This is a genomic window from Deinococcus metallilatus, from assembly GCF_004758605.1.
Classification (GTDB): Bacteria; Deinococcota; Deinococci; order Deinococcales; family Deinococcaceae; genus Deinococcus; species Deinococcus metallilatus.
On sequence record NZ_CP038512.1, the window covers coordinates 2,314,215 to 2,337,044 of the forward strand.

At 68.6% G+C, this 22,830-nt stretch carries 25 protein-coding genes and 1 pseudogene; 21 read left to right on the forward strand and 5 right to left on the reverse strand.

The window, feature by feature from the left end:
- The first annotated feature begins 213 nt into the window (after positions 1-213).
- The 15 genes and pseudogenes from murF (at position 214) to rpsI (ending at position 13,553) form a co-directional block, all read left to right on the forward strand.
- On the forward strand, positions 214-1,530 hold the full coding sequence (gene murF, locus E5F05_RS17125) for a UDP-N-acetylmuramoyl-tripeptide--D-alanyl-D-alanine ligase (RefSeq protein WP_129119838.1): 1,317 nt from the start codon (positions 214-216) through the stop codon (positions 1,528-1,530).
- Positions 1,531-1,591: 61 nt separating this feature from the next.
- A complete protein-coding gene (locus E5F05_RS17130; RefSeq protein ID WP_129119839.1) occupies positions 1,592-2,332 on the forward strand; it encodes a hypothetical protein in 741 nt (246 codons plus the stop codon).
- A 283-nt stretch (positions 2,333-2,615) separates the two neighbouring features.
- Positions 2,616-3,794 (forward strand): type IV pilus assembly protein PilM, encoded by a 1,179-nt coding sequence (gene pilM, locus E5F05_RS17135; protein ID WP_129119840.1) that lies wholly within the window; start codon positions 2,616-2,618, stop codon positions 3,792-3,794.
- A complete protein-coding gene (locus tag E5F05_RS17140) occupies positions 3,787-4,431 on the forward strand; it encodes a fimbrial assembly protein (protein ID WP_129119841.1) in 645 nt (214 codons plus the stop codon). Before pilM ends, E5F05_RS17140 begins: the two co-directional genes overlap by 8 nt.
- Entirely contained in the window at positions 4,421-5,068 is a 648-nt protein-coding gene (gene pilO, locus E5F05_RS17145; protein ID WP_129119842.1) for a type 4a pilus biogenesis protein PilO, read from the forward strand. Before E5F05_RS17140 ends, pilO begins: the two co-directional genes overlap by 11 nt.
- Complete coding sequence (locus E5F05_RS17150) at positions 5,065-6,255, forward strand: hypothetical protein (protein ID WP_129119843.1); 1,191 nt, start codon at positions 5,065-5,067, stop codon at positions 6,253-6,255. The genes pilO and E5F05_RS17150 overlap by 4 nt, the downstream gene beginning before the upstream one ends.
- Positions 6,256-6,690: 435 nt before the next feature.
- Positions 6,691-6,984, forward strand: a pseudogene (locus E5F05_RS22125) (secretin N-terminal domain-containing protein); the annotation flags it as partial.
- A 129-nt stretch (positions 6,985-7,113) separates the two neighbouring features.
- Positions 7,114-8,544 carry a type II secretion system protein GspD gene (locus E5F05_RS17155; RefSeq protein WP_241687210.1) on the forward strand — a complete coding sequence of 477 codons (1,431 nt, stop codon included), beginning with the start codon at positions 7,114-7,116 and terminating at the stop codon, positions 8,542-8,544.
- 119 nt (positions 8,545-8,663) lie between these two features.
- Positions 8,664-9,812: a chorismate synthase gene (aroC, locus tag E5F05_RS17160; RefSeq protein WP_129119844.1), complete on the forward strand. Its 1,149-nt coding sequence runs from the start codon at positions 8,664-8,666 to the stop codon at positions 9,810-9,812.
- Complete coding sequence (locus E5F05_RS17165) at positions 9,802-10,530, forward strand: shikimate kinase (RefSeq protein ID WP_375791556.1); 729 nt, start codon at positions 9,802-9,804, stop codon at positions 10,528-10,530. The genes aroC and E5F05_RS17165 overlap by 11 nt, the downstream gene beginning before the upstream one ends.
- Positions 10,460-11,563: a 3-dehydroquinate synthase gene (aroB, locus tag E5F05_RS17170; RefSeq protein ID WP_164973527.1), complete on the forward strand. Its 1,104-nt coding sequence runs from the start codon at positions 10,460-10,462 to the stop codon at positions 11,561-11,563. The genes E5F05_RS17165 and aroB overlap by 71 nt, the downstream gene beginning before the upstream one ends.
- A gap of 16 nt (positions 11,564-11,579) precedes the next feature.
- Complete coding sequence (aroQ, locus tag E5F05_RS17175; protein ID WP_129119845.1) at positions 11,580-12,008, forward strand: type II 3-dehydroquinate dehydratase; 429 nt, start codon at positions 11,580-11,582, stop codon at positions 12,006-12,008.
- A gap of 6 nt (positions 12,009-12,014) precedes the next feature.
- A complete protein-coding gene (locus E5F05_RS17180; RefSeq protein ID WP_129119846.1) occupies positions 12,015-12,596 on the forward strand; it encodes a hypothetical protein in 582 nt (193 codons plus the stop codon).
- Positions 12,597-12,729: 133 nt separating this feature from the next.
- A complete protein-coding gene (rplM, locus tag E5F05_RS17185) occupies positions 12,730-13,155 on the forward strand; it encodes a 50S ribosomal protein L13 (protein ID WP_129119847.1) in 426 nt (141 codons plus the stop codon).
- A gap of 2 nt (positions 13,156-13,157) precedes the next feature.
- On the forward strand, positions 13,158-13,553 hold the full coding sequence (rpsI, locus tag E5F05_RS17190; RefSeq protein ID WP_129119848.1) for a 30S ribosomal protein S9: 396 nt from the start codon (positions 13,158-13,160) through the stop codon (positions 13,551-13,553).
- Positions 13,554-13,600: 47 nt separating this feature from the next.
- Here the strand turns inward: rpsI and E5F05_RS17195 are convergent, their stop codons facing one another.
- On the reverse strand, positions 13,601-14,158 hold the full coding sequence (locus E5F05_RS17195; protein WP_129119849.1) for a histidine phosphatase family protein: 558 nt from the start codon (positions 14,156-14,158) through the stop codon (positions 13,601-13,603).
- A gap of 70 nt (positions 14,159-14,228) precedes the next feature.
- Between E5F05_RS17195 and E5F05_RS17200 the strand changes: the two genes are divergently transcribed.
- On the forward strand, positions 14,229-15,650 hold the full coding sequence (locus E5F05_RS17200) for an ATP-binding cassette domain-containing protein (RefSeq protein WP_129119850.1): 1,422 nt from the start codon (positions 14,229-14,231) through the stop codon (positions 15,648-15,650).
- A gap of 15 nt (positions 15,651-15,665) precedes the next feature.
- Positions 15,666-16,052, forward strand: coding sequence for a VOC family protein (locus tag E5F05_RS17205; RefSeq protein ID WP_129119851.1), 387 nt, complete (start codon positions 15,666-15,668; stop codon positions 16,050-16,052).
- Between the two features lie 14 nt (positions 16,053-16,066).
- Here the strand turns inward: E5F05_RS17205 and E5F05_RS17210 are convergent, their stop codons facing one another.
- Complete coding sequence (locus tag E5F05_RS17210) at positions 16,067-16,876, reverse strand: HAD-IIB family hydrolase (RefSeq protein ID WP_241687211.1); 810 nt, start codon at positions 16,874-16,876, stop codon at positions 16,067-16,069.
- Between the two features lie 97 nt (positions 16,877-16,973).
- Positions 16,974-17,456: a 50S ribosomal protein L19 gene (gene rplS / locus E5F05_RS17215; RefSeq protein WP_164973528.1), complete on the reverse strand. Its 483-nt coding sequence runs from the start codon at positions 17,454-17,456 to the stop codon at positions 16,974-16,976.
- A 692-nt stretch (positions 17,457-18,148) separates the two neighbouring features.
- Here rplS and E5F05_RS17220 point away from each other — a divergent pair.
- On the forward strand, positions 18,149-18,943 hold the full coding sequence (locus tag E5F05_RS17220) for a hypothetical protein (RefSeq protein WP_129119853.1): 795 nt from the start codon (positions 18,149-18,151) through the stop codon (positions 18,941-18,943).
- On the opposite strand, the gene E5F05_RS17225 is transcribed toward E5F05_RS17220, so the two are convergent.
- Positions 18,940-19,473 (reverse strand): GNAT family N-acetyltransferase, encoded by a 534-nt coding sequence (locus E5F05_RS17225; protein WP_129119854.1) that lies wholly within the window; start codon positions 19,471-19,473, stop codon positions 18,940-18,942. The two genes, E5F05_RS17220 and E5F05_RS17225, sit on opposite strands and share 4 nt — an antisense overlap.
- Positions 19,474-19,904: 431 nt before the next feature.
- Here E5F05_RS17225 and lipB point away from each other — a divergent pair, with 431 nt between their 5' ends.
- Both lipB and lipA read left to right on the forward strand, forming a co-directional pair.
- A complete protein-coding gene (lipB, locus tag E5F05_RS17230; RefSeq protein WP_129119855.1) occupies positions 19,905-20,642 on the forward strand; it encodes a lipoyl(octanoyl) transferase LipB in 738 nt (245 codons plus the stop codon).
- The gene (gene lipA / locus E5F05_RS17235) at positions 20,639-21,625 is read left to right on the forward strand and encodes a lipoyl synthase (RefSeq protein WP_129119856.1); all 987 of its coding nucleotides are present in this window, start codon (positions 20,639-20,641) and stop codon (positions 21,623-21,625) included. The genes lipB and lipA overlap by 4 nt, the downstream gene beginning before the upstream one ends.
- A gap of 45 nt (positions 21,626-21,670) precedes the next feature.
- Here lipA and E5F05_RS17240 read toward each other — a convergent pair whose 3' ends face one another.
- Complete coding sequence (locus tag E5F05_RS17240; protein WP_129119857.1) at positions 21,671-22,237, reverse strand: phosphotransferase-like protein; 567 nt, start codon at positions 22,235-22,237, stop codon at positions 21,671-21,673.
- 82 nt (positions 22,238-22,319) lie between these two features.
- On the opposite strand from E5F05_RS17240, the gene E5F05_RS17245 reads away from it, so the two are divergent.
- Positions 22,320-22,826 (forward strand): short-chain dehydrogenase, encoded by a 507-nt coding sequence (locus E5F05_RS17245; protein ID WP_129119858.1) that lies wholly within the window; start codon positions 22,320-22,322, stop codon positions 22,824-22,826.
- Positions 22,827-22,830 lie beyond the last annotated feature (4 nt).

The window sequence follows — 22,830 nt, forward strand, 5'->3', positions numbered from 1 at the left end:
CCGAAGCCGTGCAGTCGGGCTTTTTGGCCCCTCCCCCCTTGCGGGGGAGGCTGGGACTCGTAGAGCTGCTTGCAGAGGGGGGTGGACGGCGCAGCCGTCCCAACGCAGGAAAACGCGGTTTTCCATCACCACCCGGAACAGAGTTCCTAAGCCATCAAGGCAGAAGCGAAAGCTGAAGCGCACTGGCCCTCCGCTCTTTGCTACCTTCCCCCCATGCTCGACCCCCACGCCGCCCTCCCCTTCGCCGCCCACGTTCACCCGGACGCCCGGCCCGCCGCGCGCCTGACCTGGGATTCGCGGGAGGCCTCGCCCGAGGTCGCGTTCGTGGCGTTGCCCGGCGAGAAGATGCACGGGAACCGCTTCGTGGAGGCGGCGCTGGCGGCGGGGGCACCCTTCGTATTGACCAATCTGGATGTGGAACGCGCCGTGCGGGCGCCGGACGCACGGGAGGCCCTCTTCGCCTGGGCAAGGGCCGAACGGGCGAAGAACCCCCTGGTGGTGGGCATCACCGGCAGCGTGGGCAAGACGACCGCCAAGAGTTACGCGGCGGCGGCGCTGGGGGCGCACTTTATGCCCGTCTACAACACCATGCCCGCCATCGCCTGCTTTCTGATCGAGTTCGGGGGAAGCGGGGTGCCGCTGGTCGTCGAGATGGGCATCGACCGCGTGGGCGAGATGGCCGAACTGGTGGACCTGGTGCGGCCCGACGTGGGCGTGGTGACCAGCGTGGGAGCGGCGCATCTGGAACAACTGGGGAGCGTGGAGGGTGTGGCGCGAGAGAAGGGCGTGATTCTGGAGGGACGGCGCGGGCTGGTGGGCACGCAGGCGGCCCCCTTCTATCCCGGCACCGATACCTACGGCTTTGGCGAGGGCGTCACCTTCTCGGGCGAGGGACTGACCGTGACGCCGGAGGGGGCGCACTTTACCTTCCGGGGCGTGCCCGTCACGCTGCCGCTGGCCTCGCGCGTGCAGGCGGAAGCGGCGGTGCTGGGCCTCGCGCTGGCGCTGGAAGCGGGGGTACCGCTGGCGAAGGCGGCAGCACGGCTCTCACAGGTGCAGGTGCCGGGGGGCCGCTACCGGGTCCATCCGGGCCGCTTTACCGTGATCGACGACGCCTACAACGCCTCCCCCCTCGCGGTCACGGCGGCGCTGGACGCGCTCGCGGCCTTTCCAGGCCGCCGCATCAGCGTGCTGGGGCGGATGCTGGAACTGGGCGAGACGGAACGGGATCTGCACGCGCAGGTGGGCGCGCACGCACGGGAGCGGGCCGACCTCACCTACGGGGTGGGCGCGTTCGCGGCGGAACTGGGCGAGCGGGCCTACCGCACCGTGCCGGAACTGCTGGAGGGCCTGCTCGCGGAGGTGCGTGACGGCGATGTGGTACTGGTCAAGGCCAGCCGGGGCATCTCGTGGACGCCGGACAGGCGGGCACAGGAGGGGGTGGGGCTGGACGTGGTGGTGGAGGCGCTGCTGCGGGAGCGGTCCGCCGTCAGCGGTCAGCCGTCAGGGCAGGAGGAAGCGCAGACGTAATCCCTCTTCCTGGCGGGCAGACCGGCAGGTTTCTCAGCTCCCCGCACGGAACAATGCGCCCATGCGCCGCCTTCTGCTCTCGGCCCTCTGCCTCCTGCCCCTGACGGCTTGTGCCCCGGCCAACACGTCCCGAGCGTCCAACCCCAGCTCGACCTTCAACGCCGCCTTCGCGCCGGAAGGGGTCGCGTGGGTGGACGCCGGGAAGGCCTGTGTGGCCCGCGCGCCGTCCTACCGGCCAGTGTGCCCGGCGCTGCCGGGGGCGGCGGTGGCGGTGGGCTGGAACGGCGGAGACGCCTGGGCCGCCCTGCCGGACGCGGGGCTGCTGGTCACGCTGGACCGCGCGGCCCGGTCGGTTCCGGTGGGGCGGGTGGTGGCCCTGACCGCGACGCGCGCCTACCGTCAGGACGGCAGCGCCGTGACCTACGAGGGGAACCCGGCGCCGGGCGTCCCGGGCGCACCGACCGCCGCCCTCACCGGGGGCGACGGGCAGGATTACGTGCTGCTGGCGGGTGTCCTGCGGCGGGTTTCGGACGGCGTGGTGATTGAGACGGCTCCGGGGCCGCTGCTGCAAGTCACCCCGACCGGCGTGCGCTCGGCGTACCTGCCGGGGGTGGTGACCCTGTCGGGCACGTACCGCCTGACCGGCACGGCCCTTCAGCGGCTGGACGCGGCGGGCCGGGTGCTGGTCAGCGTGCCCCACGGGCCGGGGCGCGTGGGGCTGGTGGGCGCGGACGTGGTGACGGTTTCGCCGGGCAGCGTGGTGCGGGTCTACAGCGTCGATCTGGTGCCCCTGACCCCCTGAACGCCCCGCACGTCCCGGGGTCATGCCCCGGCCGCCCCCGCCTCCGGACCTTCATGCTTCGGGGGGATCGCGCGCCGGGCGGGAGCGCGGTTGGAAGGATGTTTAAAAGCGTGCCAGTCGGCCTCGGCGGGCTGTCAGAGTTCCGTAAGTGGACGGGTGGTTGCATGAGACGTTCATGCAGCCCCCTTTTCCTTTTCGCCCCTTATCAGCCTCTCCTCTTCCTCCCGGAGCGGTCGAGCACGAGATGAGTCAACACTAAAATCCGCCGGATTCTGGAGGGAGAATGACGAGCCTGCTCCAACGCCTCACAAGTCCGCGCACGAATGCCATCGGCGTGGAAATCGGTACCAGCACCATCAAGGTGGTGGCGCTGCGCCCCGGGTCGCCCCCGGTCCTCCAGCACGCCGTCATGGTGCCCACGCCCATCGGCAGCATGCGCGACGGGCTGGTGATCGAGCCGCAGGCGGTCGCCACCGAACTCAGGAACCTGCTGGCCGAACACCGCATCAGCGCCCGCCAGGCCGTGACGGCCGTGCCCAACCAGTCGGCCGTTACCCGCAACATCATGGTGCCCCGGATGGAACGCAAGGACCTTCAGGAGGCCATCAAGTGGGAAGCCGAGCGCTACATCCCCTACCCCATCGATGAGGTCAACCTGGACTTCGACCTGCAAGACGATCCCGCCACCATCCCGGAAGACGGGCAGATGGAGGCCGTGATCGCCGCCGCCCCCAGCGAGGCGGTCGCGCGGCAGGTGGAGGTGCTGCGGCTGGCGGGCCTGGAACCGACCGTCGTGGACCTCAAGAGCTTTGCCACCCTGCGCGCCCTGCGCGGCAACCTGCTGGGCGAGCACCTCAACAAGACCACCCTCAGCGGCCTGAACTACACCGAGGCGGGCGAGGTGGCGATGGTGCTGGAAATCGGCGCGAGCAGCAGCGTGATCAGCCTGGTCCGCGGCGACCGGATTCTGATGGCGCGCAACATCGCCGTGGCCGCCGACGACTTCACGACCGCGCTGCAAAAGGCCTTCGACCTGGACTTCAGCGCCGCCGAGGAGGTCAAGCTGGGCTACGCGACCGCCAGCACGCCCACCGAGGACGAGGAGGACCTGCTGAACTTCGACCGCGCGCGCGAGCAGTACAGCCCGGCGCGCGTGTTCGAGGTGATCCGCCCGGTGCTGGGCGACCTGATCACCGAGATTCGTCGCTCGCTGGAGTTCTACCGGGTGCAGTCGGGCGACGTGGTGATCGACCGGACCTTCATCGCGGGGGGCGGCGCGAAGCTGCGCGGTCTGGCCGGGGCCATCAGCAATGCGCTGGGGTTCCGGGTGGAGGTCGGCAGTCCCTGGCTGACGGTGCAGACCGACCAGGCGAACGTGGACACCGGCTATCTCCAGACCAACGCGGCGGAATTCACGGTGCCGCTGGGGCTGGCCCTGCGCGGAGTGCAGCGTCATGGTTGAGATCAACCTGCTCCCCCAGCAGGAGCGCCGCAGCACCCAGCCCGACGCCTGGCGCTACGCGGCCCTCGCGCTGCTGCCCCTGACGGCCGCCCTGATCCTGATTCCCGAGCTGATCGTCGGCTCACGGCTGGGCGCCCTGCACCGCGAACAGGACCGCCTGAACGGCGAGATCGCGGCCCTGACGCCCGCCAAGCAGGAGTACGACCGGCTGCTGGGCACCCAGCGCACGCTGGAAGAGGTCACGGCCGTCGCCGGGCAGTTGCGGGACGCGAAAACGTACTGGACGAACGATCTGGCGGCCTTCTCGTCGCAACTCCCCAGCGGGGGCGGCGTGGCGATCACGTCCATGAACGTGAAGGCCCTCGACGCGGGCGCCCTCGCGGACCTGCAAAAGAGCGGCGTCTACACCGGAAAGAACGTGGTCCGCGAGTTCGACCTCTCGGGGACGGCGAGCAGCCAGCAGTCGGTCGTGAACTTCCTGAACGCCTATGAGAACAGCCCGAACTTCGCCGTGAACTTCCGCAGTCTGCAACAGGAAGGCGACACGGGCCGCTACACCTTCGCCGCGTCGGTTGGCCTGGTGGGCCAGCCCGCCCCGCAGGCCGCCAGCACGGCGGGAGGCTCCAATGTCCGTTAAGCTCGCTCCGCGCTCCCTGTTCCTGGCCGTGCTGGCCGGGTGCCTGCTGCTGCTGCTGGTCTGGTACTTCCTGCACTTCCAGACCCGCCAGCAGGAGATCATCCAGGTGCAGGGCGATCTGGACACCACCCGGCTGAACGCCGAACGTTACCGCGCCGCCCAGCGCAACCTGCCCGAACTGCGCGCCACCACCGCGCGGCTGGAGGTCGAGCGCGACCAGTTCCTGCGGGCGCTCCCGGCCACCGCCCAGTTCGGCACGGTGCTCGACGAGATGCGGCGCAACGTCATCGCGGCGGGGGCCAAAATGACCACCTTCACCGTGCAAGGTGGGACGGGCAGCGGCCTCCCCGGCGGCGTGCGGCCCATCAACCTCAGTCTGGGCGTGAGCGGACAGTTCGCCCAGGTGTTCCGGGCGCTGCGGTCCATCGAAACCATGAACCGCTTCACGACCGTCAGCGGCGTGAACCTGCAACTGCCGCAGGCGAACACCTACAACCCGGCCCTGGAGGGCACGCTGAACCTGACGGTCTACACCTTCGACCAGACGGCGGGCAGCGCGGGCACGGGCAACGCCGCCCCCGAGGCCCCCGCCGCGCCGCCCGCCGCACCCGCCGCGCCCCAGGGAGGCAGCCAGTGACGCGCCCTTCTGCCAAGCCCGCGCCCCTGACCCTCTCCCGCGAGATGAAGCTGCTGCTGGTCCTGCTGCTGCTGGCCGCCCTGATCGGTGGCTGGTACGTGTGGACCAGCGGCCGGAGCGCCGGGCAGCTCGCCCAGACTCCCCCCGCCACTCCCACCACGGAACCGCCCGCGGAGGGCACAGCGGAAGACCCTGCGGCGGCCAGCGGAAATACCGGCGCGGCCCCCGCGGGCAGCGTGAACGTGCAACCCGACGGGCAGGTGGACGTGCCGACCCTCCCGGCCTTCGGCGCGGCTGGCGCCAGCGATCCGGCCGCCCCGCAGCCGGAGACGGCCCCGACGCCCGGCGGGATCAACCCGGACACGGCCCTGGCGGCCCTGCCCAGCGTCAATCCCTTCCGGCCCCTGGCCCTGACGGCGGGGGCGAACGGCGCGGCGGGCCAGACCCCCACCACTCCCCCGGCAGCCGGGAGCCGTCCGGCCGCGCCCCTGGACGTGCCCCGCAGCCAGCCGTCCAGCCCGGTGGTCAGCCCTGCGGCGGGCAGTCAAGGGGGCGCCCTCGCCCTCTCCCCGCTTCCCGGCAGCGGTGACCGCGTGACGGTGGACGCCCCAGCCGTCACGGGCGGCGCGTTCCCGGTGCCCACCCTGCCCGGCGCGAACCGCCCTGGCCCGGAGCCGGAAACGGTCACGCTCGTGCCGCCTGCCCCCACGGGCACCCCGCCCCACCCCGCGAAGGTCACGCCGATTTCGCCCGCTCCCGTGCGGCCCCCCGTCGTGGGCGTCCGTGTGCCCCGCGAGAACATCGATCTGAACAGCACCCTGGGCCGTGCCCTCGAGAGCCGCGCGCCGGGGCAGGACAGCCCGGCAGGCCGCCCGAACAGTGCCGGGGCGCTCCCCACGGCCCTTCCCACGCCGGGGGTGCCGCAGCCGATCACCCAACTGGGCGGCGACAGCGCCGCGCCGCTCCCCGCCCTCGATCAACTGGTGCAGAGCCGCGACCTGGCGTTCGACGCCGTGGTGCTCGGCCCGGTGAATACCGCCATCTTCCGCTCGCGGGACGGCTTCCTGGTCGTGTCGGTCGGGCAGAGGCTTCCCGATTCGGACGTGACCCTCAAGGAAGTCACGGCGACCAGCGCCACCCTCGCGCTCGGCCACGACACCAAGACCCTGGAACTCGACAAAAGGTGAGCCATGAAGAGATACGCCCTCCTGCTGACCGCCGCGCTCGGCATGGCCGCCGCGCAGACCACGACGCCCGCGCAAAATACCGCTCCCACTGTGCAAGCGCGAGTTGATCCTCAACTGACTTCCTCACCCGTTACCGTCAACACCGGAAGTTACCGCGGCCCACTCTCCATGCTGCTGGCGGCACTGGCCAGGAGTGCCGGATATGAGGTGGTGTTCAACTTCAATGTCGACGCCCTGGCGCTTATAGATGGCACTCTGACGACAAATTCTTCAACGACCACAACCAGTACGAACAATGACAGCAACACAAAGACAGTTTCGACCACCGGAAGCGGAAATTATGCTTCTGCCACAGGTCGGCCTCAGGAGTTAAGCGCAAAGCCCATTGCATACAACTTTGTCAACAAGCCCTTCAACGAGGTCTGGCCGCTTCTGATGGATGTTTACGAGCTGCAATACACCGTGGTCCGCGTAGGGAACGGCCAGGTATTGCGCATCGGCCAGCGGCCTGCACAACTCGCAGTCCCACTCAGCAATATCAATGCCCAATATGCGTATCAGAGAGCACTAGAGTTTTTTGGAGAGCGCACATACACCGAGACTCCTATCCGCGACCCCAACACCGGTGCGGTGATAGACAAGGTGCGTCAATTCGATGGCTACACGTTAGCAGGAACACTCAAGATTGTTCCCGATACCGAAAACAACCGCTTGATTGTCGGCGGGACGGCAGAGGACACAGCAAAGGTACGGAGCTTTGTTTCTACAATTGATATTCCAAAAGCGCAGGCGGCGGCAGTTCCACAAAGCCAGGTGATCTACACGGCCAAAGGGAACCCTGCGGATGTTGTCAACTTCTTGAAGTCGCGTTATCCAAATCTGAGCCTTGCCCAGTACGGCTCATCGTCGCAAATCATCGTCAGTGGCATCAAGAATGATGTCGATGCTGCCCTCACCCTGCTTGCGGAGATAGACCGTAGTCCCTCCATTGCCAATATCCAGACCATTCAGCGCGTCTACACGGTCAAGGGCCAGCAGGCAGATATCTCGGCACTGCTCGCCGCCCAGTACCCCGACCTCAAGGTCACGCCTGTCGGGCAGACCGGGCAACTGATCCTGTCCGGACCGCAAAACCAGCTCGACACCGCCCTGACGCTGCTGGGGCAGGTGGACCGCCCGGCCCCCGCACCCCAGGCCGGGCCGCAGACGGTGCAGCGCGTCTTCCAGCTCGTGAATGCCAGCGCCGAGGAGGTCAAGGCGACGCTGGAGGGGACGCTGGCCCGGGACCTCACCCCTCCGGCCCTCGTCCCCAACGCCACGGTGATCGATCCGACCACCGGGCAGCCGTACACGACGGGACCGCTGGCGAACGCGCCCCTGAATGCCAGCACCCCGGCCGCGTCCACTCCGGCGTCCGGCACAGCGGGAAGCACCCCCGGGAACGGCACACCGACTTCGAATACGGCCACGATCATCGCGGACAAACGCACGAATACCCTGATCGTGCGGGGCACCACGGAGCAGGTCGCGCAGATCGCCGAACTGATTCCGCAACTCGATCAGGTGGTGCCGCAGATCAACGTGCAGGTCCGTATTCAGGAGATCAACGAGACGGCGGCGCGCACGCTGGGCATGGACTGGAAGGTGAGCTTCGGCGGCTTCAACGTCAGCGTCGGGGGCGGGGGCCTGGGGGCCGCCTTCGATCCCACCCGCAGCCTGGTGGGCTTCAACATCTTCCCGACGCTGCAAGCGCTGGAGAACCAGGGCCTCACCAAGCGTGTGTACGACGGCAACATCACCATGCAGAGCGGCCAGCGTTCGCTCGGATCGAACACGGCCACGCAGAATGCCTCCAGCACGGCGGCCGCGTCGATCAAGTCCGGCGGACGGCTGGAAATCAACATTCCGAGCCAGGCAGCCAACGTGCCCCCCATCCAGAAGCAGATCGATTACGGCGTGAACCTCGACTTCTTCGATCCGCAGGTGGCCCCGGACGGGACGGTGACGCTGCGCGTGCGCGGTCAGGTCAACCAGCCCGACACCCTCCCCACCACCGGACTGCCGACCCTCCTGAACTTCAGCAACAGCGAGGCGCAGAGCAGCATCACCTTCAAGAGCGGCCAGACGGTGCTGATGAGCGGTCTGCTGGGCACCAACGAGACACGCACGACGGCAGGTGTCCCCTTCCTGAGTAGCCTCCCCGTGATCGGTGCGGCGTTCAGCAAGCAGACGACCACCCGCACCCAGACCCAACTGCTGGTCATCATCACCGGGACCGTCGTCAAGTAGGCGCAGAAAGTAAGCGCAGACAACAGGCAGGCGGGCGGCTTCCAGGGCGGGAGCTGCCCGCCTCAGCCGTCTGGGCAGCCCGCCCCAGTCCCACTGAAAGCGGCGCTACAGTCGGCCCCATGAGGTATCTCACCGCCGGGGAGTCGCACGGGCCGCAACTGACGGCCATCATCGAGGGATTGCCGTCGCAGTTGCCCTTGGGCCAGGGCGACATCAATCCCTGGCTCCGCAAGCGGCAGGGCGGCTACGGGCGCGGACGGCGCATGGTGATCGAGACGGACGAGGCGCAGGTCATGAGCGGCGTGCGTGCGGGCCGGACGACCGGGGCGCCCGTCACGCTGGTGATCGAGAACAAAGACCACCGCAACTGGACCGGGATCATGTCGCCGGAGCCGGGCGGGGAGCCGCGCAAAAAGGCCCTCACCGACGCCCGCCCCGGCCACGCCGACCTGACCGGCGGCATCAAGTACCGCCACAAGGACCTGCGCGACGTGCTGGAACGCGCCAGCGCCCGCGAGACGGCGGCCCGGGTGGCGGTGGGATCGGTGGCCCTGAAGCTCCTCTCCGAACTCGGCGTGGAGGGCGCGAACTACGTGGCGAGCCTGGGCGGCATCGAGACGCGCCAGCCTTTCTCCTGGGACCAACTCGACGCCATCGAGGACTCCGACCTGCGGACCCCCGACGGCGACGCGGCGGCGCAGATGCGGGGGCGGATCGACCAAGCGAAAAAGGACGGCGACACGCTGGGCGGCATCCTGGAGGTGCGTTTCCGGGGGCTGCCCGTGGGCCTGGGCAGCTACGTCCACTGGGACCGCAAGCTGGATGGGCGCATCGCGCAGGCGTGCCTCAGTGTGCAGGCGATGAAGGGCGTGGAGATCGGGCGGGCCTTCGAGAATGCGGTGAAACCGGGCAGCGGCGTGCATGACCCGGTGTACTACCGGGGGGACACCTACGCCCGCGACACCAACAGCGCGGGCGGCCTGGAAGCGGGCATGACGAACGGCGAGGAACTGATCGTGCGCGTCGCCATGAAGCCCATCGCCACGCTGATGAAGCCGCTTCCGACTGTCAACGTGGTCACGCACGAGGCGGCGGACGCAGCCCGCGAACGCAGCGACACCACCGCCGTGCCTGCCGCCGGGGTGATCCTCCAATGCGTGATCGGCTGGGTGCTGGCCGAGGCGGTGCTGGAAAAGTTCGGCGGTGACACCCTGCCCGAGCTTCAGGAACGGGTGGCGGCGGCGCGGGCTTACGCACGTGACTACTGACGGCTGGGCCGAACGGGTGGAGGCCGCGCTGCTGGCGGCCCTGCTCGACCCGCCAGCAGCAGAGGGTGAACCCGTCACGCTGACTGACCGGCTTTCCTCTAGACTGTCCCCCATGAACGGGTCCGGCCTGATCGAGCGTCCCGTCACCTGGGTGGCGCTGGCAGGCTTCATGGGCACCGGGAAAAGCCGCATCGGCTGGGAACTCTCGCGGGCGCTGGCCCTGCATTTCGTGGACACCGACAAGCTGATCACCCGCGTGGTCGGCAAGAGCATCCCCGAGGTCTTCGCGCAGGAGGGCGAGAGTTACTTCCGCGCCTGCGAGGCCGAGGTGGTGCGCCGCGTCACCCGGCTGGACCACGCGGTCGTGAGCCTGGGCGGCGGTACCTTTATCCACGAGGCGAACCGCCGCACCCTGCTGGAACGCGGCCCCGTCGTGGTGCTGTGGGCCTCTCCCGAAACCGTCTACCAGCGCACCCGCCACAGCGACCGCCCGCTGCTGCAAAGTGCCGACCCCCTCTCCCGCATCCGGACCCTGATGGATGAACGCGAGGAGCATTACCGCCAGGGCACCATCCACGTCCACAGCGACGGCCGCCCCGCCGAGGAGATCGTGGAGGAGGTCACCCAGCGCCTGTGGGACTGGGCCGATGCGGACGCCGCCCTGGGTGCGGAGGCGTCCCCAGAACACGGGCGGCTGGGGGAACGTGCGGCGGATTGAGGTCGGCGGCCCGCAGCCCTACGCGGTGGAGGTCGGCCCCGGCCTGCTCGCGCGGGCGCGCGTGGCGGAACGTCAGGTCGCCCTGATCCATCCCGCCGATCTGCCCCCCGCTTTCGTGGCGACCGTGCAGGCGGCCCTCTCCCCCACCCTGACGGTGGAGGTGCCCGCCCGCGACGACTGCAAGACCTTGGGGGTGTTCTCCAAGGTCCTGTCGCGGCTCGCCCAGGCCAATCTCCCGCGTGACGCGGCGGTGGTAGGCCTGGGCGGAGGGGCGGTGACGGACCTCGCGGGCTTCGTGGCAGCGAGTTACCTGCGCGGCGTGGCCTTTTACACCCTGCCGACCACCCTGCTGGGGATGGTGGACGCGGCGGTGGGCGGCAAGACGGGCGTGAATCTGCCCGAGGGGAAGAATCTGGTGGGTGCCTTCTGGCCCCCGAAAGCCGTTTGGTGCGACACGGACACGCTCACCACCCTGCCGCCCGCCGTGTTCGCGGAGGGCGCGGCGGAGGCGTACAAGCACGGGCTGATCGCGGACCCCACCCTGCTGCCCCGCGTCCTCTCGCCCGACTTTCGCCCCGGTGGGCCGGGTCTGGAGGACACCCTGGCGGACGCCATCGTCGTCAAGGCCGTGGTGGTGACGCGCGACCTGACGGAGAAAGGGGAACGCGCCTTCCTGAACTTCGGTCACACGCTCGCGCACGCGCTGGAAGCGGTCACGGACCACGCGGTCACGCACGGTGAGGCTGTGGGGTACGGGATGCACTACGCCGCTCTCCTCAGCCGTGACATGGGCGGCGCGGACCTGACCGCGCATACACGCGCCTTCCTACGCTGGCAAAAGCCCCGTCCCCTCCCCGCCCTCACCTTCGAGGACGTGTGGCCCTTCATGGCCCGCGACAAGAAAGCCGACTCGGAGGGCGTGCGTTTCGTGCTGCTGCATGACCTCGCCCGGCCGTACCTCGCGCGGGTGCCGGAAGAGGTCTTGCGGGGGGCGTTTGAGGCATGGCAGGCCGACGTCACCCGACTGTGCTGACCCGATAGGCTGAAGCATGATCCTCGTCCTCAACGGCCCCAACCTCAACCGCCTCGGCCTGCGCGAACCGGGCGTGTACGGCTCGCAGACACTCGAAGACCTGGAGCGCCTGTGCGAGACGTGGGGCGCCGAACTCGGCGTGCCAGTCACCTGCCGCCAGAGCAACTACGAGGGGCAACTGCTGGAGTGGATTCAGGACGCGGGCGAACATGGCTTCAGCGGCATCGTCCTCAACCCCGGCGCGCTGACGCACTACAGCTACGCGCTGCGGGACGCCATTTCCGGGCAGGCCCTCCCCGTGGTCGAGGTCCATATCAGCAACGTGGACGCCCGCGAGGAGTTCCGGCACAGGTCCGTGACGGCGGCGGTCTGCAAGGGCAAGATCAGCGGGCTGGGCTTTCTGGGCTACCGGCTGGCGATGGAGGCTTTGGTGGAGGGGCCATAATCCAGCATGGCAAGTGGATTGAGCAACAAACTCACTGGGCAGATCGGGGAGTTTCTGGTTTGCGCTGAATTGGGAAGGCAACTGGATTTGGTCGCCACACCTTTTGCCGGGAACGTGCCCGCCTTCGATCTGCTGGTGGCGGATGAGCAGTGCCGTTCCATCCCCATTCAAGTCAAGGCGGCGCGGGGACTTCAATGGCCCTCGCGTGCCGACAATTGGATCAACCTGGAAGTCGTGGGGGATAGGCAAGTGGATCACGGCGACAGAATCTTGGACCACCCAGGGCTGATCTACGTCTATGTAGCCATCGCGCCCAAGCACGAGGCTCAGGCCCAAACGGAAGCAAGAAGGGACCGCTTCTTCATCCTCACCCAGCAGGACGTGCAGAGCATCATGGCTCCGGCTTACCGCGCTTATATGGAAGATCGCAAGACGCCCTGGCAACGTCCGCGCAATCCGGCTTCTTTTGACGCTCGTCTGGACGCGCAACAGCTCAAGAAGTTCGAAAACAACTGGAACCTCATCCGGCAACAGCTTGAGGCGCAGAACCCGCCCACGCCGCCCTTGCCCCTTCCCCCCTCCCTCTGATACCCTGGCCTTTAGTGTCTCGTGCTTGGTAGGGCCGAGGCGACCGGGAGGCACCCGGAGGCGCACGCCAGCTTTCTCCCCCGAAAGGGCGGGGCGCACTCGCAGCCAAATCCCCCTTTTACGGAGTTTCACGGTGAAAACCTTTGTTCCCAAGAACGACGAGCAGAACTGGGTCGTGGTGGACGCGGCGGGCGTGCCGCTGGGCCGCCTCGCGACGCTGATCGCCAGCCGCATCCGTGGCAAGCACCGCCCCGACTTCACGCCCAACATGATCCAGGGCGACTTCGTGGTCGTGCTGAACGCCGCGCAGGTCGCGCTGACCGGCAACAAGCTGGACGGCAAAGTCTACACCCGCTACACCGGCTACCAGGGCGGCCTGAAGACCGAGACGGCGCGTCAGGCGCTCGCCAAGCACCCCGAGCGCGTGATCGAACACGCCGTCTTCGGCATGCTGCCCAAGGGCCGCCAGGGCCGCGCGATGCACACGCGCCTGAAGGTCTACGCGGGCGAGACGCACCCCCACGCTGCCCAGAAGCCCCAGAAGCTCGAGGTCAAGTAATCATGGCTACCCCTGAACAGTTCTACGGTACCGGCCGCCGCAAGGCCGCCGTCGCGCGCGTGTTCCTGCGCCCCGGCGAAGGCAAGATTGTGGTGAACGGCAAGGAGTTCCAGACCTACTTCCGCGGTCTGCTGCGCGCCGTCCACGCCCTCCAGGGCTTCCGCGAGACGGGCACCGCGGGCCGGTACGACGCCGTCATCACCGTGACCGGCGGCGGCCCCAGCGGTCAGGCCGACGCGATCAAGCTCGGCATCGCCCGCGCGCTGCTGAAGGTCAACCCCGACTTCCGCGCCCAGCTCAAGCCGCGCGGCCTGCTGACCCGCGACCCCCGCGAGGTCGAGCGCAAGAAGTACGGCCTGAAAAAGGCCCGCCGCGCGCCGCAGTTCAGCAAACGCTGATTCGAGGCGGCCAGCAGACATCCCCTTCCGGTTGGAGGGGGATTTTTTTACGCCTCTGCCCGCAGCTTCAGCCCCGGCCAGTCCACCGTCAGCGCCTCCAGCAACCCCAGCGAGGTCCACAGGGGCAGGGGGTCCAGCCCATTCGCGCCAGCAATCAGGAGGCTGATGACGGTCCCGTGCGCGACGATGGCGACGCGCTCCTGCGTGTGGGCCAGCATCACCGCCTGCACGGCGTTGGCAAAACGGGTCCGGGCGTCATCGGCGCTTTCCTCCCCGAAGACGAGTTCTGCCGGGTGGAGGAAAAACCGCCGAAGGTCGGCCTGGAAGTCGGCGGCGTTCTCGCGGTAGGGCGCCGTGTAGCGCAGTTGCTCGTGCAGACCGAGCATGGACCGGCAGGGGACGCCCAGCCGGGCGGCGAGAGCCTGGGCGGTGGCTTTCGCCTTGCCTTCCTCGCTGCTGACCACCAGTTCAGCCGGGGGAACCAGGCGGGCCGCCAGCGCGGGAATGCCGTCCAGCGCGCCGGGGGCCAGTTGCCAGTCGTGAGCGGGGACGCCGGGCACGATCCGGGGCCGGGCATGTTTGATGAGGTGAAGGGTGCGGGCCATGCCTGATCCAAACACAGGGAGAACCCGCAGGCATCGGCAGGCTGGCGTATCCCGCTCTAAACTCCTCCCCATGACGCTGCCGCTGGTGGAGCTGAGAAACGCGACGGTACGCGCTGGCGGACGCACGTTGCTGGAGAGTGTGAGCCTCACGCTGGCACCTGGCGAGGCCCTCCGGCTCGCTGGCCCGAACGGCGGCGGCAAGACCACGCTGCTGCGGCTGCTCTCGGGTGAGGTGACCCCGGCGCAGGGCCAGCGCGTGTACGGCCTGGGCGGCTCCCTTCAGCGGTCGGCGGTGCGGGCGCGGCGCACGCTCTCGGTCGTGGGACCGGACGCCGAAGCCTTTTACCTCACCCGCGACTGGGCGCAGACCGTGCGGGACGTGCTGCTGGCCGGATTTGAGGGCGATGCGCTGCGGCTGTGGGAGCCGACGCCCGAAGCCCTGGCCCGCCTGGCAGAGGTCGCGGCGCTGACAGATGTGATGGGCCTGCTGGAGCGCGACTTCCGCACCCTCAGCCACGGGCAGCGGCGGCGGGCCGTGCTGGCGCGGGCGCTGATGCCCCGCCCGGAGGCGCTGCTGCTCGACGAGTTCACGGACGGCCTGAGCGCGGGGGCGCGGGAGAGGCTGGGGCGCGTTGTGCGGGACATTCACGCTTCCGGCGTCGCCGTCGTCCTCGCCACGCACCGCCCGGAGGAAGCGCCGCTGCCCTGGCGGACGCTGTGGGTGGAAGGGGGGCGCGTCGTTGCAGGGCAGACAACGGCCCCTCCCCCGACGGGCGCCGTCCACCTGCCCCCGCCCCCCGGTTCCGGCGACCTCGTGCGGTTGCGGGACGTGGAGGTGTACCGCAATGGGCACCGCGCGCTGGGGCCGCTCTCGTGGACGTGGGCGGCGGGGCAACACTGGCTGGTGACGGGCGAGAACGGCAGCGGCAAGAGTACCCTCGCGCGGCTGATCGCCGGGGAACTCCATCCCGCGCTCGGCGGCCGGATCGAACGCCCCTTCCTCCGCCGCGACCGGCTCACCGAGCGCCGCCGCCTGGTGGGCCTGGTCGGCGCGGAGGTCGGCATCCGGCAGCGGCGGGCCTGGACGGGCCGCGAGGTGATCGGCAGCGCGTGGGGCGGCAGCGAGGGCTTCTCGGCGGAACTCACCCCGGAGCAGGCCGCCCGGGTGGAGGAACTGGCGGCCCACCTGCACGTGACCGACCTGCTGGACCGCCGCGCCGAGACGCTCTCGCAGGGGCAACTGCGCCGCCTGCTGCTGGCCCGCGCCGTGAGCCATGCCCCCCGCCTGCTGATGCTGGACGAGGGGCTGGATTTTCTGGACGCGGGGGCGCGTTCCCGCTTTCTGGCGCTGCTGCCGGAACTGGCGCGGCAGGGGACGCATGTCATGGTGATCGCGCACCGGCCTTCAGACGCGCCGCCGGGCCTGACGCATCATCTGCGGCTGGAGGGCGGGCGGGTGGCGGGAGCAGGTCCTCTCCCCAGGAGAGGCTGAGGTACAGTGACCGACATGTCTTCCTCGCCCCTGCTCAACCGTGTGGATGGCGTTTTCATCCACGTCCGCAACCTTCGCCGGGCCGCAGAGTGGTACAGCGCGGCGTTCGGGGTGCCCCTGAAGGAGGAGGAGCTACAGCGCCACTACTACACGCTGAACGTGTCCGGGGAACAGCCGTGGGTGACCCTGGATGATCACGGGGCGGACCCGGCGTTCGAGTTCCAGCCTGCGGCGCATCCCATCCTGTCCTTTCACAGCCGGGACCTGTCCGCAGCCCGTGAGCATCTGCGGACCCTGGGTGCCCTGTCGGTGGGGGAGATCGAGGAGGCGCATCCGGGGCTGGCCTACTTCGTGTTCCGCGACCCGGACGGCAACGCCCTGATGGCGCTCCAGCGGAGCTGAAGGGAAGCGGGGCTTCAGCCTCCCCGCCCAGCCTCTTCCAGCCGGTCGGCCAGCCGGTGCAGATACGCCCCCAGCGCCCCCGGGGAAGCCACCTGCTCGTCGGCGTGGGGAGCGAGCAGGGGCAGGGTCCCGAGTTGCACCGCGTATCCGGCGAGTTCCAGCATCGCCTGGTCGTTGTCGCTGTCCCCAAAGGCCACCGTGCGGTCCAGGGGAATCTCCAGCGCCTCCGCGATCAGGGTCAGGGCCGCGCCCTTGTGGGCACCGACGGGCGTGACCGTCAGGAACTCGGTATAGGGAGGCTGGGCGCCCGTCAGGACGAGGTGCGGATGGCTCACGCGCAGGCGGGCGGCGAAATCCGCGACGCCGGGGTGGTAGAAGCCGACTTTCAGGATGCCCTCGGTGGGCGCTTCCGCCAGCGGGCGGTAGCCACGGGCACGCATCCAGGCTTCCGGCTCGCGGCCCGGCGGGAGGTTCACGTACAGGCCGTCCGCCGTGAACACCGCCACCCGGGCATCCTCCAGCTCGTGCGCCAGGACCGCTTGCAGCTCGGCGGGCGTGAAGCGGGCCTCCGCGTGCAACTCGCCGCCGATCTCGATGCGTCCGCCGTTGTTGGTGGCGACCGCGTCAGGGCACACGGCGTCCCGCACCGCCGAGGGCGGCGTGTCCCGCCCAGTGATGATCGCCAGCCGGACTCCCAGCGCGCGCAGCCGGGCCAGCGCCTCCGCCGTCTTGGCGGACACCTCGCGGCCCTGGTCGGGAATCAGGGTCCCGTCGAGATCGAAGGCGAGCAATAGCGGCAGGTCGGCGGGGGGACGGGGCTTCACGGGCGGCAGCCTAGCAGGCGGCAGGGGGAGCAAAGGCACACCGCCCACCTGTTCGGGCGGGCGGCGGGACCGGGCGAACCCGGCGGGGAGCAGGGCTTTACTCGCCCTGAGATTCGGCGGGCACGTCCTGGGCGGGCGCCGCCTCGGCCTGGGCGCTGGCCGCCTGGGCGTTCGCCTTGGCCTGTTGGGCACGGGCGGCGTCCTTCATCACGCGGCTGCGGTCGCTCTTGATGCGGGCCGCCTTGCCGCGCAGTTCGCGCAGGTAGTACAGCTTGGCGCGGCGCACCTTGCCGCGTTCCAGCACGGTCACCTTGGCGACGAGGGGGCTGCTGAAGGGGAAGACGCGCTCCACGCCCTCGCCGAAGCTGATCTTGCGGACGGTGAAGCTCTTGCGGCTGCCCGTGCCGTTGATGGCAATGACCACGCCCTCGAAGGCCTGGTTGCGGGTGCGGTTGCCTTCGACGACCTTCGTCTCGACGCGCACCGTATCGCCCGGCTGGAATTCCGGATGATCCGTCTTGATGTGGGCCTGCTCGACCGAGCGCAGGATCACGCCACGGTTCACTTTGATGTTCTGCATCACTCTCTCCTTTGCCAGCGGACCGCCCCACTTCCCGTTCAGCACGCTGTCAGGCGCGGGCAGAGGCGTTCTTGGTCAGATGTACGCGCCCGCTTTCCTGCGGGGCAGACCTTGGAAGTATACGTGGGCGGGCCGGGACACTCAAGGGGAACGCGAGGCCAGGGCAACCGCAACATCCGGTTTTTGGAAGCTCTGCCCCGGTTAACCCCTCAGTCAGCTACGCTGACAGCTCCCCAGGGGGGGAGCCAGGGACGCCGTTTGCCCTCCAACTGTTGCCTCCCTTTGAACGCCTGATGTGCAATAGGAACTCGCTGTCTGGGATGGGCTTTTTTCTCCCTCTCCCCTTGCGGGTGACTCGTAGAGCTGCTTGCAGAGGGTTGGGGAGAGGGGTGGCAGCCGCAGCTTGCCCTCGTGTCAGACGAGAAAACCACCGCTGCGTTCCCACCCTCCCTGCTCTGCATTGCACATCAAGCGTTTTGAGGGGAGGTAGCCCGCAGGGCCGGACTCGCAGAGCTGTATAGCAGAGGGGTAAGTGCGGACTCGGCGACTTTGTGGTAACCCTGGGGCAAGCCACCGCCTTCCCTCCCGGCCCGCCTTCACCTGGAATTTAAGAACAGTCTGGAAAAGCGGGAGAAGCCCCAGACAGACGGAAAGCGTATTATTCACTTTTCTCATCCCGCTCCTGCGGCAACATGGCCGCCGTGAGCGAGTCTGCCGAGAAGAGAGAAGTCCTGCTGGCGGGTGCGCGGGAGGCGATGAGTGCGCCGCGCCGCCGTCTGGCCGAGGCGCGGGCGCGGGAACATGTGGGCGCGGCAGGCTGGGCGCAGACGCGGGTGCTGGAGGACATCATCCGGGCTGGGCGCGAGGGACTGGCGGCGACCGACACGCTGCGGCAGGTGGTGTGCCTGACCACCGAGCAGGTGCGGGCGCTGCCGCTGGCCGCGCAGCCCGAGGAGCGCGAAGGGCATGCCCGCGCGCTGGCCGAGATCGTGCAGAGCGGCGAGACGCAGATCACGGCCGCCGAGGCCCTGGACAACCTGATCCGCCGGGCTCTCGAAGACGTGACGCGGACGCCGCTGGAAAGCGTGAACGTGCGGGCGCTGCGGCAGATTCGGCAGCGGGTGCGGGAGCAGATGCAGGCGCTGGAAACCATCATTACATCGGCGCGGGCGCAGGCGGACACGCTGGAGGAAACGGCGCGGCTGGAACGCCTCAGCGCCGAACACCAGGAGCGCGTGAATGCCCTCCGGCAGCTCAGCGCCGAGGAGGAAGTGCAGGCGCTGGCCGACGCGGGCGCGGACATCGTGGAACACATCGCCGAGCTGGACGAAGCCGGGGCCGGACAACTGGACGCCCTGGCCCGGATCGGGGAAGCCGTGGCCGAGAAGATCAGGGACACCGGCGCGCCCCTCGCCGAACAGGTCCAGGCCCTCGACGAGCTGGCGCAGACCGTGCAGCAAAAGGCCGAGGAACTGCGCGAGGGTTAGGACCGGTCCAACTCGATCCAGTACCGCCGGATCGGTTTCTCGTAAAAAGCCAGCCTGAACTCGCCCTCGCATTCGCCGCCGTTCGCCTCAATGACGCCACGCGAGCCGAGGTTCTCCACGTCACAGGTAAGCAACACGCGCGGGAGGCCCAGTTCGCGGGCACGGTCCAGCGCCAGCGCGAGGATCAGCTTCCCGTACCCCTGGCCGCGTGCCGAAGGGCGCAGCTCATACCCGATGTGGCCGCCGAACTCACGCAGGCGGTCATTCAGGGTGTGGCGGATTTTTGTACGGCCCAGGTACGTATCGCCGTCCACCAACCAGCGCACCTCGGAATGGACGAAGCCTTCCGGCAAGTCGGCGGGCGGCTCAAACCGGCGCAGGGTGGCGAGAAACGCCCCGAAGTCGGCCTCGGCTTCCCCGACGTTCCAGGTCAGGGTGTCGCCCAGGCCGCTGCCCGTGGCCTGCGCCTCGCGCACCGCGTCCAGAAAGCTCGCTTTGTACCGCTCGGTGGGGGCAACCAGGATCGGCATGGTCCAGTCTAGCGGCCAGGGCTGGGCGGGCACCCCGGTCATACCAAATTGCGCCCCTTCGCGAGAATCAACCGAGCGGACTTGCAAAGCTGCGCAGCAGAGCGAGGAGCAAAACGTACCGGCTGGCGGCGATGGACCATGAGCGGGTCAGCCTCTGGCGCTTCCGGCAAGACAGGCGAGGGGCCGCCCCTGAGCCTCCGGCCACTGGAGAACATCCGGCGCTTTCCCGCATGTGCTGGAATCAGAGCAAGTCGGTATCAGAAGGCGGATGGCTGCCCACCCGTCCGAGTCGACCGGACGCCTCGGCAAAGACCTTTTCACCGTCCTGACCACTCCGCGCACCCGCGGCGACCATTCCCGCTGGTGAATCACCCCCCGAATCCGGCCCTCCCGCACGTTAATCCACTGGACACCGGGCGTACAATCGGGCCGTGAAGGACGCACCATTCGACGTGCTGGACTTGGGCACCCTGCCCTACCGCGAGGCATGGGACGTGCAGCACGAGCATCACGCGCGCGTGGCGGCGGGCGGGCGGCCCACGCTGCTGCTGGTCGAGCATCCGCCCGTGCTGACGCTGGGCCGCAAGGCGAAGGAAGGCAACAACATCATCGTCACACGCGAGTACCTCGCCTCGCAGGGCATCGAGGTGCTGGAGGTCGAGCGCGGCGGTGACGTGACGTACCACGGCCCCGGCCAACTGGTCGCCTACGCGATCTTCCCGGTAGGCAGGCGGGTGCAGGACTTCCTGCGGCTGCTGGAAGGGGCCACCATCGCGGCGCTGCGAGAACTCGGCCTGCCCGACGCCCGCCCCAACCCCGGCTACGCGGGCGTGTACGTGGACCCGCGCGTGATCAACGGCCGCGAGTACGAACAGAAGATCGCGTCCTTCGGCGTGGCGGTCCAGCGGAACGTGGCCCTGCATGGCCTCGCGCTGAACGTCACCACCAACCTCCAGCACTTCGAGCTGATCGTGCCGTGCGGCCTGAGTGGGACGCAGATGACCAGCGTCGAACGCGAAGATGAGCTGCGCGGCCTGAATCGGAAGGCCAGCCTGGCAGAGGCGCGGGAGGCCCTCGTCCGCGCGTTCCACACCACCTTCGAGAACTACGACTGGACCCTTCCAGCACCGACACTGCCAGAACCGGCCACCACAGGGAGTCACGCATGACGCAGCAGAATCAGGAACCGCGCTTCATCAAGAACGGCATCTACCGCAAGGACAGCGTGCCCGTGCGCGACAAGAAACCCGAATGGCTCAAGGTCACCATCCCGACCGGTCAGGTGTACGGCGAGGTCCGCAAGATCGTCAAGGAACACCGCCTGCACACCGTCTGTGAGGAGGCGATGTGCCCCAACATCGGGGAATGCTGGTCACGCGGCACGGCGACCTTCATGCTGATGGGCCACATCTGCACCCGCGCCTGCCGCTTCTGCGCGGTGGACACCGGCAACCCGATGGGCAAGCTTGATCTGGACGAACCCGCCCACGTGGCCGAGTCCGTCCGGCTGATGGGCCTGAAGTACGTGGTGCTGACCTCAGTGGACCGCGACGACCTGCCCGACGGCGGCGCGTACCACTTCGCCAAGACGGTGACGGCCATCAAGCGCGAGAATCCCGGCACGCGGGTGGAAGCCCTCACACCCGACTTCGGCGGCAACCCGCACTGCGTGGACCTGGTGCTGGAGAGCGGGGTGGACGTGTACGCGCAGAACCTCGAAACGGTGCGGCGCCTGACCCACCCCGTCCGCGACATCCGCGCGAGCTACGAGCGGACGCTGGGGGTGCTGAAGCACGCCAAGCAGAGCCGCCCCGACGTGATCACCAAGACCAGCATCATGCTGGGCCTGGGCGAGACGCGGGAAGAACTGCGGGAGGCGATGGCCGACTGCCGCGCACACGGCGTGGACGTGCTCACCTTCGGGCAATACCTGCGGCCCACCATGCACCACCTGCCCGTCGAACGCTACGTCTCCCCCGCCGAGTTCGACGAGATCCGGGAAGAAGGCATGGCGATGGGCTTTCTGGAGGTCGTGGCGGGGCCGCTGGTCCGCTCCTCCTACAAGGCCGAGCAGATCGTGATGGAGAAGCCCGGCGACCTGCCCGAGCACCTCGCGCACCTGGAGGGCGGGGAGCAGCTCAGCCTGATCTGAGATCGGGAAGGTCAAGGGGGTCGGGAGCTGCCCGGCCCCTCTGGCTTACTGCTCTGCTGCCATTCGCTCGAACACACCCCGCCTTGTTCTTGCTCTCCAAGCCGTAATGATCGCCTCTACGTTCTGATCTAAGGGCTTGGTGGCGTCAATTTCCAGGTCATAGCGGCCGAAGGTGTGAACCGTTTCGAAGTCGCGGCGGGCGTCCCCCACCCGGCGGTCGCCTCGTGCCCGTTCGCGCCTTTCCAGTTCTGGCAGGGGGCAGTGCAGCCCGACGAAGAACACGTCGAACGGCGCGAGCAGGTCCAGCAGCCGGTCCATCTGCTCCCGCGTTTCCACGATGAGTTCCACCACCGGATTATTTCCCGCAGAGAGGAGGGCCGGGAGGCAGCGGTAGAACCCCTCGAAAACGTGCGGACGCATGGCCGCCCAAGCAAAGGTACCGTCAGGGTCACGGCGTTTGGGGAGAACATCCGTTGTAAAAAGGAAGAAGTCCAATGAGAAGAACAGGAAGGGCACGTCCAGCTTGTCCCGCACCGCCCGGCAGAGCGTGGATTTCCCGGCACTGGACGCACCGTTGACGAGGATGAGTTTGCCTGCCGATCCATTGCTCATAGCGAAATATTCTATGCTTCACAAACCTCCTTTCGCCTTGAATACGTTCTTTGACATATCGTGCGGGTCTTAAGCTGGACCCATGCGAACGCTCGTCATCGGCGGAACCGGGATGCTCGCGGGCGTGGTGCGCGCCCTGCTCGACGAGGGCGACGAGGTGACAGTGCTGGCGCGGCGCCCGGAGCGACTCCCCGACACCCGCGCCCGCCTGCTGGCCCTCGATTACCGGGACACGGAGACGCTTGACCGCGCCCTGGCGCAGTCAGGACCCTTTGACCGGGCGGTGGTGTGGATTCACGGCACGGCGCCGGAAGCGCCCTTCGTGGCGGCGCGGCATGTGCGGGGGCCTTACTGGCACGTGCTGGGCAGCGCGGTCGCCAATCCCGCCAAGCAGGGCAGTCGCAGGCGGGAGCGGTTCGCCGCGCTCGGCAACGACTACCGCGAGATCGTCCTCGGCTTCGTGCGGGAAGGGGACGGCTCCCGCTGGCTGACGCACGGGGAGATCAGCGGCGGCGTGCTGCACGCGCTGGAGCACGACCTGAAACGGCATGTCATCGGCGTGGTGGAACCCTGGACGATGCGGCCCTGACGGA